The following is a 14,641-nucleotide window of genomic DNA, read 5'->3' on the forward strand; positions in this document are numbered from 1 at the left end:
TGAATGGCTAGGTATATCGGTCCCAAATGCAAGCTGTCCCGCCGCGAGGGAACGGACCTGTTCCTCAAGAGCGGGGTCCGCTCGCTGGACAGCAAGTGCAAGCTGGATACGCCGCCGGGGCAGCATGGGCAGCGGCGTACGCGCCTGTCCGACTACGGCATGCAGCTGCGCGAAAAGCAGAAGCTGCGGCGCATGTACGGCGTGCTCGAGAAGCAGTTCCGGAACTACTACAAGGAAGCGGCGCGCCGCAAAGGCGCGACCGGTGAAGAGCTGCTGCGGCTGCTGGAAGGCCGGCTGGATAACGTCGTGTGGCGCATGGGCTTCGGCTCGACCCGTCAGGAAGCGCGGCAGCTGGTGAGTCACCGTGCGGTGCTGGTGAACGGTCGCGTCGTCAACGTGCCGTCGTTCCAGGTCTCCCCGGGTGACGTGGTGACGATCCGCGAAAAAGCGCGCAAGCAGGAGCGGGTGCAGGCCGCTCTTGATCTGGCGCAGCAGTCCGGATTCGTCGACTGGATCCAGGTGGACGCGAAGGGGTTCGAGGGAACCTTCCGTGCACGCCCGGAGCGCGCGGATCTGCCGGCTGAAATTAACGAGCATCTGGTGGTCGAGCTCTACTCCAAGTAATCGAGTAGGCGACACGAGCCGATCAACGACGCAGAGAGGACTTGCCGATGCAGGCCCAGTTCAAAGATTTTCTCAAGCCGCGCGTGGTAGACGTCCAGAGCGAGAGTGACACGTCCGCGCGGGTCGTCATCGAGCCGCTTGAGCGCGGTTTCGGTCACACCCTGGGCAATGCGCTGCGGCGGATTCTGTTGTCTTCCATGCCCGGCTTTGCCGTGGTGGAAGCGGAAATCGACGGCGTGCTCCACGAGTACACCGCGGTGGAAGGCGTGCAGGAAGACGTGGTCGACGTGCTGCTGAACCTGAAGCAGCTCGCAGTGCGGCTGCATTCCCGCGAAGAGGCCACGCTGAAGCTGTCCAAGAAGGGCCCCGGCGAAGTGACGGCGGCCGACATCGAGGCCGGCCACGACGTCGAGATCAAGAACCCCGAGTTGGTCATCGCCCACCTGACCAAGGCCGGTGAGCTGAACATGACCATCAAGGTGGCCCGCGGTCGTGGCTATGAAGCCGTGACCCAGCGTCGTGATGACGAGGATCGGCCCATTGGCCGGCTTCAGCTCGATGCCAGTTTCTCCCCGGTGCGTCGCGTTGCGTACAGCATCGAAAGTGCCCGTGTGGAACAGCGCACCGACCTGGACAAGCTCGTCATGGAGATCGAGACCAACGGCGTCATCGAGCCTGAAGAGGCGATGAAGTTTGCGGCGGGTCTGCTCCAGGATCAGCTGTCCGTGTTCGTGGCCCTGGAAGGCGGTGAAGACTTTGCCGAGCCGGCACGGAAGGCGCCGGAGGTGGACCCGGTGTTGCTGCGGCCGATCGATGATCTCGAGCTCACCGTCCGCTCGGCGAACTGCCTCAAGGCGGAGAGCATCCATTACGTGGGTGACCTCGTGCAGCGCACGGAAGTGGAGCTGCTCAAGACGCCGAATCTGGGCAAGAAGTCGCTCACCGAGATCAAGGAAGTACTGGCCTCGCACGGCCTGTCCCTGGGCATGCGCCTTGAGGACTGGCCGCCGGCCGGCCTCGGCAACCGGGAACAGGCCACGGGTTGATCGCGCGGTACGCGCGCACCGTACATATCGAAAGGGTAGAGAACCATGCGTCATCGCAAATCAGGGCGTCAACTGAATCGCAACAGCAGCCATCGTCAGGCGATGTTCCGCAACATGGCCGCGTCGCTGTTCGAGCACGAGGCCATCAAGACCACGCTGCCGAAGGCGAAGGAGCTGCGGCGGGTTGCGGAGCCGCTGATTACGCTGGCGAAAGAGGACAGCGTCGCCAAGCGTCGCGTTGCCTTCTCCCGTCTGCGGGACAAGGAAGCGGTCGGCAAGCTGTTCTCCGAGCTGGGGCCGCGTTACAAGGCACGCCCCGGCGGGTATCTGCGGATTCTGAAGTGCGGCTTCCGCCCCGGCGACAATGCGCCCATGGCGTTCGTGGAGCTGGTTGATCGGCCGCAGGTGGATGTGGAAGAAGAGGACAACGAAGAAGCGGCGGCGGAGTAAGCGCCGAGCCGACGTTTCGTTGACCTGAGAACCGGGCCCAGTGCCCGGTTTTTTTTTGTCTATCGCACGGGCTCAGCAGGTGTGGCAGACGTTGGGGCCGTAGGGTGAACCTTCAGGTCCACCGGGCTCGCCAGCGTCGTTTATCAGCTCGAGTCATTCAGGCCGGACTTTCCCCCGGTCGACCGGGTGGCGCAGAATGGCGGCGACGGCGCAGATCCGGACGGCGACCGGACGGCCTGGGCAGGGAGGAACGGCGTGTTTGTTCTGTTTACGGATTTCGGGCTCAACGGTCCTTATGTGGGGCAGTTGAAGGCGGCCCTGCTGCGCGGGCTCCCCAACCAGCCGGTGGTGGATCTGCTGCACGACGCACCATCAATGGACCCGCGGGCGGCAGCCTATCTGCTCGAGCCGTTCACGCGGGGCCTGCCGGAAGAGGCCATTACCCTCGGTGTCGTGGATCCCGGGGTGGGGACGGATCGGCCCGGTTGCGTGGTGGAGGCGGACGGACGCTGGTTCGTCGGGCCCATGAACGGGTTGTTCGAGTTCGTGGTAAGGCGCGCATCCGAGTGGGCCGCGTGGTCGTTGGTGCCATCGGGCGGGCCGGTGGCACCGACCTTCCACGGCCGCGATGTCTTTGCGCCGGCCGCACTTGCGCTCATGCGCGGGGACCGTTCGGTGCTTGGCGGCGTGCTCGAGGAGCGGCCAGGGGAAGACTGGCCGGATGACGTCCCCCGCATCCTGTACGTGGACGCCTACGGCAATGCCATGAGCGGTATCCGCGGGAGCATGCTCAGCGACGGGGCCATTGTGGAGGCCGGGGGCAAGCGTTTCCGCGGGGCGTCCACCTTCGGGGATGTAGAGTTGGGCAAGCCGTTCTGGTACCGCAATTCGAGCGGTCTGGTGGAGATTGCCGTGAACGGCGACAGTGCGGCGGATGTTCTTGGTCTTGAAGCGGGGAGCCGGGTGCGACTGATCCGGCCATGATGTGATTGCACGCAGGCCGGGGCGCGCTGCGGGAGGAGAAGACCGAAATGAAGATCAATATGGAAGTCGACGCCACGCCCGAGGAGCTGCGCCGGTTCTTCGGGTTGCCGGATGTTCAGCCGCTGCATGACGAAATGCTGGAGATGATCCGCGAGCGCATGCAGCAGGGCATGGAGGGCTACGATCCGGTGAGCCTGATGGCGGCGTCGTTGCCGTCCCATCTGCAGAACATGGAGGGGATGCAGCGCGCATTCTGGGACGCCTTCACCGGCGCCCGGGGCAGTGGTGGCGGGGGCGGGAAGACGGATGAGTGAGCCGTGTACGGTGCGGGCTCCACGTCTGGTATAATCGCGCGCTGCAAGCCGTTGCGGTGCAGCATTGACCCGCAACCACAAGGCAGGCGTGGTGCCGGCAGTTGGCGCACCCGCCCATTCGGTAGAACCGACAGGAGAACACCATGAAAGCACCCGTACGCGTTGCGGTGACCGGGGCCGCAGGACAGATCGGCTACAGTCTGCTGTTCCGGATTGCCTCTGGCGACATGCTGGGCAAGGACCAGCCGGTGATTCTGCAGCTGCTGGAGATCACGCCGGCGCTGGAAGCCCTGCAGGGCGTGGTGATGGAGATCGAGGATTGCGCATTCCCGCTGGTCGCCGGTATCACCACCAGCGACAAGGCCGAGGAGGCGTTCAAGGACGTGGACTACGCCATGCTGGTCGGTGCCCGTCCCCGTGGCCCCGGCATGGAGCGCAAGGATCTCCTGGAAGCGAATGCGGCGATCTTCTCCGTGCAGGGCAAGGCGCTCAACGATGTGGCCAGCCGTGACGTGAAGGTGCTGGTGGTGGGTAACCCGGCCAACACCAACTCGCTGATTGCCCAGCAGAACGCGCCGGACCTCGATCCCGGCCAGTTCACCGCCATGACCCGCCTGGACCACAACCGCGCCCTGGCCCAGCTGGCCAACCAGACCGGCTGCCACACCCAGGACATCACGCGGCTGACGGTCTGGGGGAACCACTCCTCCACCCAGTACCCCGACATCAGCCATGCGCAGATCAAGGGTGAGCCGGCCGCCGACAAGGTGGACCGCCAGTGGTACGAGAACGAGTTCATCCCCACCGTGCAGCAGCGCGGCGCGGCGATCATCAAGGCCCGCGGCGCGTCCAGTGCGGCGTCGGCCGCCAGCTCCGCGGTGGACCACATGCGTACCTGGGCGCTCGGCACCGCCGATGGCGACTGGACCAGCATGGGGATTCCGTCCGACGGCAGCTACGGCATCGCGGAAGGCATCATCTACTCCTTCCCGGTGACCTGCAAGAACGGCAAGTACGAGATCGTGCAGGGTCTGGAGATCGATACGTTCAGCCGTGAGCGGATGCAGGCGACCGAGCAGGAGCTGGTGGAAGAGCGGGATGCGGTGAAGCACCTGTTCCCGAACCAGTAAGCGCGGTAAGCAAGCGTCCGTGATTCGTCGGGGCTGAAGCCCCTCCCACGCGGCGCACTCCAGTGATCGGGGCTGAAGCCCCTCCTACACGGTGATGCGTCCTGTGGGAGGGGCTTCAGCCCCGATGCGTTTCCGCTCAGGCGCGATGGCGGTTCGCCTTCTCCGCCGACGGCAGCATCGGCGCGAGGAAACGCCCGGTATGGGAGGCGGCGATGCCGGCCACCGTCTCCGGTGTGCCTTCCGCCACCAGCTGCCCCCCGCCACGGCCGCCTTCCGGCCCCAGGTCGATGACCCAGTCGGCCGTCTTGATCACATCCAGGTTGTGCTCGATGACGATCACGGTATTGCCGTGGTCCCGCAGGCGGTGGAGCACCGCGAGCAGCTGGTCGATGTCGTGGAAATGCAGCCCGGTGGTGGGCTCATCCAGGATGTACAGGCTGCGGCCCCCTTCGCGCCGGGAGAGCTCCCGGGCCAGTTTCACCCGCTGTGCTTCGCCGCCGGAGAGGGTGGTCGCGCTCTGCCCGAGCCGCAGGTAGGACAGCCCCACCTCCATCAGCGTCTCCAGCTTGCGGCGGATCACCGGGATGGCGTGGAAGACGTCCAGCGCCTGCTCCACGTTCAGCTCCAGGGCCTCGTGGATGTTCAGCCCGCGATAGCGGATTTCCAGGGTCTCGCGGTTGAAGCGTTTGCCCTTGCACACGTCGCAGGGGACGTGCAGATCCGGCAGGAAATGCATCTCCACGCGGGTGACGCCTTCGCCCTGACAGGCCTCGCAGCGGCCGCCCTTGACGTTGAAGCTGAAGCGTCCGGGCTGGTAGCCCCGTGCGCGCGCCTCCGGTGTGCCGGCAAACAGCTCGCGGATCGGTGTGAACAGGCCCGTGTACGTGGCCGGGTTCGAGCGCGGCGTGCGCCCGATGGGGCTCTGGTCGATGTCCACCACCTTGTCGAGACCGGTCAGGCCGTCGATGGCCTCGCAGTCCGCTGGCTGGGTGGATGCCCCGTTCAGCTCCCGCGCTGCCCAGGGGTAGAGGGTCTCGTTGATGAGCGTGGACTTGCCGGACCCGGAGACACCGGTCACGCAGGTCAGCAGTCCGCGCGGAATGGCAATGTCGAGCCCCTGCAGGTTGTTGCCGCGGGCGCCGCGGATGTGGATGCGGCTGTCCGCATCCACCGGTGTGCGCTCCCGGGGTACCGCGATCTTACGGGTGCCGGCCAGGAACTGCCCGGTGAGGGACTCGGAGCGCTCGGTGATGGTCGCCGGCGGGCCGCTGGCGACCACGTGCCCGCCGTGCAGGCCCGGGCCCGGTCCCATGTCCACCACGTGGTCGGCACGCCGGATGGCGTCCTCGTCGTGCTCCACCACGATGACGGTGTTGCCCATGTCCCGCAGCCGGGTGAGCGTCTCCAGCAGGCGATCGTTGTCGCGCTGGTGGAGGCCGATGGAGGGCTCGTCGAGGACGTACATCACGCCCACCAGGCCGGCCCCGATCTGACTCGCCAGGCGGATACGCTGGGCCTCACCGCCGGAGAGGCTGTCGGCGCTGCGGTCCAGGCTCAGGTAATCCAGCCCCACGTTGGTGAGGAACGACAGCCGCTCGGCGATCTCGCGCAGGATGGGGGCGGCGATCTCCCCGCGGGCACCGTCCAGTGTGAGCGCGCGGAAGAAGTCGAGACTCTCTCCCACCGGCAGCGCCGCCAGCTCCGGCAGGCTGCGCTCCTCCACCAGCACGTTGCGGGCGGCGCGGTTCAGGCGGCCGCCACCGCACTCGGGACAGGTGCGTGCCCGGCGGTAGCGGGCCAGTTCCTCGCGCACGATCCCGGAGTCGGTCTCGCGGTAGCGCCGCGCCATGTTCGGGATCACCCCCTCGAACGCGTGGGTCCGGGTCTTGGTGCCCCCGGCCGGGGTCATGTACCGGAACGCGATGGTCTCGTCGCCGCTGCCGTAGAGAATGGTGTCGCGCACGGCCGCCGGCAGCTCCGCGAACGGCGTCTCCGCCGAGAACCCGTAGTGCTCGGCCAGCGAGACGATCATCTGGTTGTAGTAGGCGTTGCGGCGGTCCCAGCCACGGATGGCACCGCCAGCGAGGCTGAGCTGGGCGTTGGTGACCACCAGCTCCGGGTCGAAGAAGTCCTGGACGCCCAGGCCATCGCAGCCGGGGCAGGCCCCCTTGGGGTTATTGAACGAGAACAGGCGTGGTTCGAGCTCGTCGAGGGAGTAGCCGCACTCCGGGCAGGCGTAGCGCGCCGAGAACACGATGTCGTCGGCATCCGTGTCGTCCATCCAGGCCACGCGGGCGATGCCGTCGCCGATACCCAGGGCGGTCTCGAAAGAGTCCGCCAGTCGCCCGGCCAGGTCGGGGCGCACCTTGAAACGGTCGACCACGGCCTCGATGGTGTGCGTCTTCTTGCCGTCCAGCGCCGGCGCCTCGTCCAGATCCACGACAATCCCGTCCACCCGGGCGCGTACGAACCCCTGGGATTTCAGTTCCTGCAGCGCGTGCTGATGCTCTCCCTTGCGCTCGGAGACCACCGGCGCCAGGAGCAGCAGTCGGCTGCCCTCCGGCAGATCCAGCACCTGATCCACCATCTCGCTGACGGTGCGCGCATTCAGCGTCACGTGGTGGTCCGGGCAGCGGGGGGTGCCCACCCGCGCGAACAGCAGGCGCAGGTAGTCGTGGATCTCCGTGACCGTACCCACCGTCGAGCGCGGGTTGTGGGAGGTGGACTTCTGCTCGATGGAAATGGCCGGGGACAGTCCCTGGATCTCGTCCACATCCGGCTTTTCCATGATCGACAGGAACTGCCGGGCGTAGGCCGACAGCGACTCCACGTACCGCCGCTGCCCTTCGGCGTAGATCGTGTCGAAGGCGAGCGACGACTTCCCGGAGCCGGAGACCCCGGTGATGACTACCAGCTGATTGCGTGGCAGGTCGAGATCGACGTTCTGCAGGTTGTGGGTGCGGGCTCCGCGAATCCGGATGTGTTCCATGGGCTCCACCGTGTTGGGCCGGGGGCGAACAACAAACCCTCCATTCTACGCTGACTGGTGCCACCGAACGAACCCAATCCACGCTCACGAGGTGGTACCATACCGCGCTTCGCACCATGAGGATGTCCATGTCGTACCTCCAGCACAGCCGTCACCGGGGCCGCCGTGATGACGCCGTTTGAACGCCGTACCGCCGCGGGTCTTGCCAGCATCTTCGGGCTGCGGATGTTCGGCCTGTTCCTCATGTTGCCCGTGTTCGCCGTCTACGGGACGGATCTCCAGGGTGCCACCCCGGCGCTGATCGGCCTGGCTATCGGCGTCTACGGGCTCACCCAGGCCTGTCTGCAGATCCCCATGGGCTTCGCGTCCGATCGCATTGGCCGACGCCCGGTGATTCTCGGCGGGCTGCTGCTGTTCGCCGTGGGTAGCGTTGTCGCCGCGATGTCGGATCACATCATCGGTGTCATCATCGGTCGCGCACTGCAGGGCGGGGGCGCCATCGCCGCCGCCGTCATGGCGCTGGCGGCGGACCTGACCGCGCCGAAGCAGCGCACCATGATGATGGCCATCATCGGCATGAGCGTCGGTGGCGCGTTTCTCATGGCCATGATTCTGGGGCCGGCGCTGGTCGGCATCGGCGGTCTCGCGCTGATCTTCTGGCTCTCCGCCGTGCTGGCTGTGGTGGCCATGGTGGTGCTGTATGCGGTGGTGCCGGTACCGACACAGCAGCGGGTGCATGCGGACGCGGAACCGGTGCGCAGCCAGTTCGGTGGCGTGCTCCGTAACCCTGATCTGCTGCGTCTCGATGGCGGCATTTTCATACTGCACTTCATTCTCACCGCCGCTTTCGTGGTGGTGCCGCTGATGCTGCGCGATACCCTGTCGCTGCCCGTGGGATCCCACTGGCAGGTCTACGTGCCGGTGCTGCTGCTCTCGGTGGTGGCGCTGGTGCCGGCGGTGATGGTCAGCGAGCGCCGGCACTGGCACCGGCAGGTGCTGTTCGCGGCGGTGGTCTGCCTGACCATCGCCCAGCTGGCGCTGGCCACCGGCGGTGGCGCGGCCCCGGTACTGCTGGTCAGCCTGTGGCTGTGGTTCGCCGCCTTCAATGTGCTGGAGGCCACGCTGCCCTCGCTGATTTCCCGCTATGCACCCACGGAGTCCAAGGGCACGGCACTGGGTGTCTACGCCACGTCCCAGTTCGCCGGAGCGTTCCTCGGGGGGCTTTTCGGCGGCATCGTCCATGGGCTTGGTGGCGAGGCGTGGGTGTTCCTGCTCTGCGCCCTGGGCACCATGGCCTGGCTGGTTATCATGCGTGGCATGGGGCAGGTGCCCGATCTGCGGCGTGACGCCGTCTCCGAAGCGTGACTGCGGGATGCCCCGAGAGGCCCGGCTATCGTCGCCGCGGCAAAAGCGATACATTTCCGGTTCGGGCATGGCAGGGAAGCGCCGTGCTCGGGCCACACCGATAACGAACGGAGGACCGACATGGCCCGTGGAGTCAACAAAGTCATTCTGATCGGCAACCTCGGCAAGGATCCCGAGGTGCGTTACAGCCCGAGTGGTGCCGCTGTCACCAACATGACGGTGGCCACCACCGATAACTGGAAGGACAAACAGACCGGTGAGCGCCAGGAGAAGACCGAATGGCACCGTGTCGTGTTCTTCGGCAAGCTGGCCGAGATCGCCGGCGAGTACCTGCGCAAGGGCGCCAAGGTCTACATCGAGGGCCGGCTGCAGACGCGCAAGTGGCAGGGCCAGGATGGCCAGGACCGCTATACCACCGAGATTGTCGGCAACGACATGCAGATGCTGGACGGCCGCGGGGGCGGTGGTGGCGGCATGGGCGACGGCGGTGGCAGCCGCAGTCAGGGGCAGGGCGGCGGTCAGCAGCCCGCGTCCCAGTCCTCGCCGGAGCCGGTGGACGACTTCGACGACGACATTCCCTTCTAAAAGGCAGTTCCAGGGGGGCGTAAAGCACTCCGGGGTCTCGGAGTGCGGCCGGCGGGCCCCGACGGCGCCCGCCGGCCGCCCCGCGGATCACTTCATCGGGAAGCCGCGCTGTTTCAGGAAGTCGCGCATGTGCGGCCGCGATTTCTGGGTGAACAGCACACCGATCTGGTCGCTCCAGGTGGCGTCTTTCACGTTGCTGTTGCGGCTGCGGTAGTAGGCGTTCATGGTCTGGTCGAACGCGGCGATGGCTTCGGCGTCGCCGTCGTCGCTGTAGGTGTCCTCCTTGACGATCACCTCCAGCGGCAGGCGTGGCTTCACCTCCGGGTCCTGTTCCGGATAGCCGATGCAGAAACCGAACACCGGGTAGACGTGCTCCGGCAGTTCCAGAATCTCGCTGATCTGGGCCGGGTTGTTGCGCACGCCCCCGATGTAGCAGATGCCGAGATCGGCGGATTCGGCCGCCACTGCCACGTTCTGGGCGAACAGCGCCGTGTCCACGGTGGCGATGATGAACTGCTCGGTCATGCCCTGCTGCACGCCCTCCACGCCGTTGCGGTCGCAGGCGTCGAAGACCCGCTTCATGTCGGCGCAGAACACCAGGAATTCGGCGCAACTCGCCACGTAGGGCTGGCCGCCTGCCAGTTCGGCGATGGCTTCGCGCTTGCCGGCATCCCGGACGCGGATCACCGAGGTGGCCTGCACGTGGCTGGAGGTCGCCGCACTCTGGCCGGCGCGCAGCAGCTCCCGGAACAGCGCCTCGTCGATGGGGCGGTCCTCGAACTTGCGGATCGAGCGGTGGGACTGGAGTAGCTCAATGACGGAATTCATGGGGTCTCCCGTGTTGGTTCAGATCAGTTTCACGGCGGTTTCTGTCAACGGCCGCGCCATGGCGCCGTACTCGAACGCCGTATCGCTGGAGGCATTGCCATCCAGGGCGCGTTTCTGAATGCCCTGCAGTATGGCGGCCAGGCGGAAGTAATTGAAGACGATATAGAAGTTCCAGTTGGGGATGCCGTCGATGCCCGCCAGCCGGCAGTACTCCGCGACATACTCCTCTTCCGTGGGAATGCCGAGCGATCCGCGGTCCAGATCCCCCAGCCCCGGGATGGCCGCATCCTGGGGCAGGCGCAGCTGCATGCACTGGTAGGCGATGTCGCCCCAGGGGTGGCCCAGGGTGGACAGCTCCCAGTCCAGCACCGCCAGCACGTCCGGTTGGTCGGGGTGGATGATCAGGTTGTCGATGCGGTAATCGCCGTGGATCAGGGCCACCTGCCCGTCATCCTCGGGCATGTTGGCCTCCAGCCACTGGATGAGCCGGTCCATGGCCGGGTTCTTTTCCGTCTCCGACGCGTAGTACTGCTTGCTCCAGCGGTTGAGCTGGCGGGCGAAGTAGTTGCCGGGCTTGCCGAAATCGGCGAGCCCCACGGCGTCCACGTCAACGCCGTGAATGGCGGCCAGCACGCCCGCCATGTTGCGGTAGATGGCGCCACGCTCCCCGGGAGAGGAGTCCGGGAGGGCGCCGTTCCAGTGGATGCGCCCCTCCACGAACTCCATGACGTAGAACATGGAGCCGATCACGGTCTCGTCCTCGCACAACAGGTCCATGCGCGGCACCGGCACCGGGGTGTCCTGAAGTGCTGCCATGACCCGGTACTCGCGGTCCACCGCGTGGGCGGATTTCAGCAGTTCGCCCGGCGGCTTGCGCCGCAGGACGAAGCGGCCGCCGTCCGCCGTGATCAGGAACGTGGGGTTGGACTGCCCGCCGGAGAATTTCCGGCACGCCTGAATCGTGCCGAAGCCGTCGATCCGTTCCTCCAGGTAGGGCTGGAGCCGTGAGAGGTCGAGCTGGTCAACGGATTGCTCGCTCATGGTCGTCCCTCCTCAGTTGCTGTACTGGCCGATGACCTGCTTGCCCAGGGCCATCATGTGCACCTGGTCGGGGCCGTCCGCCATGCGGCACCAGCGGGCATAGTTGAACGCCTCGGCCATGAAGTAGTCCTCGGTGAAGCCGCCGGCGCCATGCATCTGGATGGCCATGTCCAGGACCTCGGAGGTCATCTGCGGCACCATGATCTTGGCCATGGCGATGAGATCCCGCGCCTCCTTGGTGCCATCGCTGTCCATCTTTGCCGCCGCGCGCAGGGTGAGCAGCCGGCACATCTCCACCTTGGAGGCCATCTGCGCGATGGACTCCCGCACGGAGCCCTGCTGGCTGAGCTTGCGGCCGAACACCTCCCGGCTCTCCACCCGCTGGCAGGCCATCTCCAGGGCGCGCTGGGCGGCGCCGATCAGCCGCATGCAGTGGTGAATGCGCCCCGGTCCCAGGCGCCCCTGGGCCACCTCGAAGCCGCGGCCCTCGCCGAGCAGCAGGTTCTCCTTCGGCACGCGCACGTTCTCGAACAGGACCTCGGCGTGGCCGCCCGGCTCCTCGAAGTAGCCGAACGTGCTCAGCGGGCGGATCACCGAGAGCCCGGGCGTGTCCCGGGGCACCAGGATCTGCGTCTGCTGCAGGTGGCGATTGGGGTTGTCCGGGTCGGACTTGCCCATGACGATGAAGATCTCGCACCGCTCGTGCATGGCATTGGTGATGAACCACTTGCGGCCGTTGATGACGTAGTCGTCGCCGTCCGGGAGGATGGAGGTCTCCACGTTGGTGGCGTCGCTGGACGCCACGGCGGGCTCGGTCATGGCAAAGGCGGAGCGGATCTCGCCGGCCAGCAACGGCGTCAGCCAGCGCTCGCGCTGCGCATCCGTGCCGTACTTCAGCAGTACCTCCATGTTGCCCGTGTCCGGGGCGTTGCAGTTGAAGGCCTCGGCCGCCCAGAACACGCGGCCCATGATCTCGGCCAGGGGCGCGTATTCGCTATTGCTCAGGCCGGGGCCGTAGCGCTCGTCCGGCATGAACAGGTTCCACAGGCCCTGGTCCCGTGCTTTCGCCTTCAGCGTTTCCAGAATGGTCGGGGACTGCCAGCGCTGCTCCTTCGCCTGCCGGGCAAAGACATGTTCGTTGGGGTAGACGTGTTCGTCCATGAAGGCGGTGAGCTGTCGCTGCAGATCCTGAACGCGCTCGGAGTGCTGGAAATTCATGGGGCTGGACTCCTCCTCGGTGGTGTTGTTGTCTGCCGGCACATCATGGAACCGGCCCATGGCCCGCGGTTCTGACGCACAAACCGGTTGACATGCCGTTCGCACCAAGTAGCTTGGTAACGGTGTTCTTGATAACACGAAACGCATAAAACCATATACGAAAACCGCTACCGACGGCCTTCCCAGGGCCGTAGAAGCGGGCCATGGGGAGGAGAAGATGGCGCTTCTGGCGTGGATTGACCGGATCAATTCCACCCTGGGCAAGCTCGTCAGCTTCCTGATCTGGATCGGTATCGCGATCATCGTCTGGGAGGTTATCGCCCGCTACGTGTTCAACGCACCGTCGGTGTGGGCGCAGGGCTATACCCAGCGGCTGTTCGCCTCGTACTTCATCCTGATCGGGGCGTTCACGCTGATCCAGGGCGGCCATGTCCGGGTGGACCTGCTGCTCAACACGCGTTCGCCGCGCTGGAATGCGTTCACCGATCTGTTGAATGTCACGGTGCTCGTGATCTGGGGCGCGGCCCTGGCCTACGAGGGCTGGTTCTACTTCGAGGAAGCCTGGCAGTTCGGTGACCGGGACGACAGCGCCCTGGGTCACCCCATGTGGCCGGTGCACCTCGCCCTGTTCGTGGGTGTGGTGATGATCACCGTCCAGGGTGTCGTGGAGTTCATCCGGTCCGCCGTGTTGCTGGTCCGTCCCGATGTTGATGTCAAGCGCCGAGGCATTGTATGAGTCCTGAGTTACTGACCATTGGCATGTTCGGGTCCCTGCTGGTCCTGATCATGCTGGGGGTTTCCCTGTCCTTTGCCCTGGGCGGCATCGCCGTTGTCTTCACCCTCATCCTCAGCGGGCCGGCGGGGCTGTTCTCGATGATCTCCGCGGTGTTCGGCAGCATGTGGTCGGTGCTGCTGGCGGCCATCCCGCTGTTCATCTTCATGGGCGTTGCCCTGGGCCGGTCACAGATCTCCGCCGACCTCTACCGGGCGTTCTACCTGTGGTCCGGCCGCGTGAACGGTGGCCTGCTCATGGGCACCACCGGGTTCGCCTCGGTGCTATCGGCCATGACCGGGAGCTGCGCGGCGTCCACGCTGACCACCGGCATGGTGGGCATGCCCGCCATGGACCGGCACGGCTACGACCGCAGTTTCGTCCTCGGCACCATCGGCGCCGCCGGCACCCTGGGGATTCTGATTCCGCCGTCCATTACCCTGATCGTCATCGGCATGACCACGGGTATGTCCGTGGGCCGGCTGTTCATGGGTGGCCTGGTGGCGGGGCTGTTCATCCTGGTGGTTCTGCTGGCGTACGTGGCCATCCGCTCCTGGATGCGGCCGGAGCTGGCGCCGTCCACCGGCAAGAGTGTCCCCATCATCGACAAGGTGAAGGCGCTGCGCTCGGTAGTGGCGCCACTGATGATCATCATCGTCGTGCTCACGTCCATCTTTATGGGACTGGCGACGCCCACGGAGGCTGCCGCCGTGGGTGCGGCGGCGGTGGTGGTGGCCGTGGGCCTGCGTCGCGAGATCAACTTCAAGTTCATCCGTGAGGTGAGTTACTCCACCGCGTCCACCACCGGCATGGTGATCTGGATCGTCTTCGGCGCGGCGTCGTTCGTGTCGGTGTACTCCGGCGCGGGCGGGATCGACTTCATGCAGCGCGTGCTGCTGGGCATTGACGTGGACCCGTGGACGCTGATCCTGCTGATGCAGCTGTTCGCGCTGATCCTCGGCATGTTCCTGGACCCGATCGGGATCATTCTGCTGGTGATGCCGATCTTCTTCCCCGTGGTGCTCATGCTCGGGTTCGATCCGCTGTGGTTCGCCATCATCTTCCAGCTGAACCTGTGCATCGGTTACATCACGCCGCCGTTCGGGTACAACATCTTCTACCTGAAGAGCCTGAGTCCGGACACGCCGATTCTGGATCTCTACCGCGCCGTCGCACCCTATGTGCTGCTGATGCTGGCGTGTGGCCTGGTATTCCTGATGTTCCCGAGCATTCTCATCGAGAGTACGAACCTGCTGCTGCGCTGATGGGCGGCAGGTCCTGTGGTTGGAGGCTGG

Annotated in this window: 14 protein-coding genes; 10 read left to right on the top strand and 4 right to left on the bottom strand. The window is 65.9% G+C overall.

Annotation, left to right across the window (positions count from 1 at the left end; translation table 11 throughout):
• Window positions 1-3 precede the first annotated feature (3 nt).
• The 6 genes from rpsD (at window position 4) to BMZ02_RS14705 (ending at window position 4,548) form a co-directional block, all read left to right on the top strand.
• A complete protein-coding gene (gene rpsD, locus BMZ02_RS14680; protein ID WP_091645256.1) occupies window positions 4-624 on the top strand; it encodes a 30S ribosomal protein S4 in 621 nt (206 codons plus the stop codon).
• A 47-nt stretch (window positions 625-671) separates the two neighbouring features.
• Window positions 672-1,670, top strand: a complete 999-nt coding sequence (locus BMZ02_RS14685) for a DNA-directed RNA polymerase subunit alpha (RefSeq protein ID WP_091645257.1) — start codon at window positions 672-674, stop codon at window positions 1,668-1,670.
• 45 nt (window positions 1,671-1,715) lie between these two features.
• The gene (gene rplQ, locus BMZ02_RS14690; RefSeq protein WP_091645259.1) at window positions 1,716-2,120 is read left to right on the top strand and encodes a 50S ribosomal protein L17; all 405 of its coding nucleotides are present in this window, start codon (window positions 1,716-1,718) and stop codon (window positions 2,118-2,120) included.
• A 255-nt stretch (window positions 2,121-2,375) separates the two neighbouring features.
• Window positions 2,376-3,104 (top strand): SAM hydrolase/SAM-dependent halogenase family protein, encoded by a 729-nt coding sequence (locus BMZ02_RS14695; RefSeq protein ID WP_091645260.1) that lies wholly within the window; start codon window positions 2,376-2,378, stop codon window positions 3,102-3,104.
• A gap of 47 nt (window positions 3,105-3,151) precedes the next feature.
• On the top strand, window positions 3,152-3,418 hold the full coding sequence (locus BMZ02_RS14700; RefSeq protein ID WP_091645262.1) for a DUF6489 family protein: 267 nt from the start codon (window positions 3,152-3,154) through the stop codon (window positions 3,416-3,418).
• Window positions 3,419-3,561: 143 nt separating this feature from the next.
• Complete coding sequence (locus BMZ02_RS14705; RefSeq protein ID WP_091645264.1) at window positions 3,562-4,548, top strand: malate dehydrogenase; 987 nt, start codon at window positions 3,562-3,564, stop codon at window positions 4,546-4,548.
• Window positions 4,549-4,684: 136 nt separating this feature from the next.
• On the opposite strand, the gene uvrA is transcribed toward BMZ02_RS14705, so the two are convergent.
• Window positions 4,685-7,537, bottom strand: coding sequence for an excinuclease ABC subunit UvrA (gene uvrA, locus BMZ02_RS14710; RefSeq protein WP_091645265.1), 2,853 nt, complete (start codon window positions 7,535-7,537; stop codon window positions 4,685-4,687).
• A gap of 168 nt (window positions 7,538-7,705) precedes the next feature.
• On the opposite strand from uvrA, the gene BMZ02_RS14715 reads away from it, so the two are divergent.
• Together BMZ02_RS14715 and ssb are read left to right on the top strand one after the other, a co-directional pair.
• Entirely contained in the window at window positions 7,706-8,902 is a 1,197-nt protein-coding gene (locus BMZ02_RS14715) for an MFS transporter (RefSeq protein WP_091645267.1), read from the top strand.
• Between the two features lie 120 nt (window positions 8,903-9,022).
• Window positions 9,023-9,487, top strand: coding sequence for a single-stranded DNA-binding protein (gene ssb, locus BMZ02_RS14720; protein WP_091645269.1), 465 nt, complete (start codon window positions 9,023-9,025; stop codon window positions 9,485-9,487).
• 87 nt (window positions 9,488-9,574) lie between these two features.
• On the opposite strand, the gene nfsA is transcribed toward ssb, so the two are convergent.
• The 3 genes from nfsA to BMZ02_RS14735 are packed head-to-tail and all read right to left on the bottom strand — an operon-like array spanning window position 9,575 to window position 12,634.
• A complete protein-coding gene (nfsA, locus tag BMZ02_RS14725; protein WP_091645270.1) occupies window positions 9,575-10,315 on the bottom strand; it encodes an oxygen-insensitive NADPH nitroreductase in 741 nt (246 codons plus the stop codon).
• A gap of 18 nt (window positions 10,316-10,333) precedes the next feature.
• Window positions 10,334-11,356, bottom strand: a complete 1,023-nt coding sequence (locus BMZ02_RS14730) for a phosphotransferase (RefSeq protein ID WP_091645272.1) — start codon at window positions 11,354-11,356, stop codon at window positions 10,334-10,336.
• 12 nt (window positions 11,357-11,368) lie between these two features.
• On the bottom strand, window positions 11,369-12,634 hold the full coding sequence (locus BMZ02_RS14735) for an acyl-CoA dehydrogenase family protein (protein ID WP_245754046.1): 1,266 nt from the start codon (window positions 12,632-12,634) through the stop codon (window positions 11,369-11,371).
• 157 nt (window positions 12,635-12,791) lie between these two features.
• Between BMZ02_RS14735 and BMZ02_RS14740 the strand changes: the two genes are divergently transcribed.
• Together BMZ02_RS14740 and BMZ02_RS14745 are read left to right on the top strand one after the other, a co-directional pair.
• Window positions 12,792-13,310 (top strand): TRAP transporter small permease subunit, encoded by a 519-nt coding sequence (locus BMZ02_RS14740; RefSeq protein WP_091645273.1) that lies wholly within the window; start codon window positions 12,792-12,794, stop codon window positions 13,308-13,310.
• The gene (locus BMZ02_RS14745) at window positions 13,307-14,611 is read left to right on the top strand and encodes a TRAP transporter large permease (protein WP_091645275.1); all 1,305 of its coding nucleotides are present in this window, start codon (window positions 13,307-13,309) and stop codon (window positions 14,609-14,611) included. Before BMZ02_RS14740 ends, BMZ02_RS14745 begins: the two co-directional genes overlap by 4 nt.
• Window positions 14,612-14,641: the final 30 nt, after the last annotated feature.

Source organism: Aquisalimonas asiatica (assembly GCF_900110585.1).
In the GTDB taxonomy this organism is placed as follows: domain Bacteria; phylum Pseudomonadota; class Gammaproteobacteria; order Nitrococcales; family Aquisalimonadaceae; genus Aquisalimonas; species Aquisalimonas asiatica.

Bases quoted from the DNA above. Each gene is read 5' to 3' on its own strand.
- rpsD (WP_091645256.1), top strand. From the start codon at position 4: ATGGCTAGGTATATCGGTCCCAAATGCAAGCTGTCCCGCCGCGAGGGA.
- BMZ02_RS14685 (WP_091645257.1), top strand. From the start codon at position 672: ATGCAGGCCCAGTTCAAAGATTTTCTCAAGCCGCGCGTGGTAGACGTC.
- rplQ (WP_091645259.1), top strand. From the start codon at position 1,716: ATGCGTCATCGCAAATCAGGGCGTCAACTGAATCGCAACAGCAGCCAT.
- BMZ02_RS14700 (WP_091645262.1), top strand. From the start codon at position 3,152: ATGAAGATCAATATGGAAGTCGACGCCACGCCCGAGGAGCTGCGCCGG.
- BMZ02_RS14705 (WP_091645264.1), top strand. From the start codon at position 3,562: ATGAAAGCACCCGTACGCGTTGCGGTGACCGGGGCCGCAGGACAGATC.
- uvrA (WP_091645265.1), bottom strand. From the start codon at position 7,537: ATGGAACACATCCGGATTCGCGGAGCCCGCACCCACAACCTGCAGAAC.
- BMZ02_RS14715 (WP_091645267.1), top strand. From the start codon at position 7,706: ATGACGCCGTTTGAACGCCGTACCGCCGCGGGTCTTGCCAGCATCTTC.
- ssb (WP_091645269.1), top strand. From the start codon at position 9,023: ATGGCCCGTGGAGTCAACAAAGTCATTCTGATCGGCAACCTCGGCAAG.
- nfsA (WP_091645270.1), bottom strand. From the start codon at position 10,315: ATGAATTCCGTCATTGAGCTACTCCAGTCCCACCGCTCGATCCGCAAG.
- BMZ02_RS14730 (WP_091645272.1), bottom strand. From the start codon at position 11,356: ATGAGCGAGCAATCCGTTGACCAGCTCGACCTCTCACGGCTCCAGCCC.
- BMZ02_RS14735 (WP_245754046.1), bottom strand. From the start codon at position 12,634: ATGGGCCGGTTCCATGATGTGCCGGCAGACAACAACACCACCGAGGAG.
- BMZ02_RS14740 (WP_091645273.1), top strand. From the start codon at position 12,792: ATGGCGCTTCTGGCGTGGATTGACCGGATCAATTCCACCCTGGGCAAG.
- BMZ02_RS14745 (WP_091645275.1), top strand. From the start codon at position 13,307: ATGAGTCCTGAGTTACTGACCATTGGCATGTTCGGGTCCCTGCTGGTC.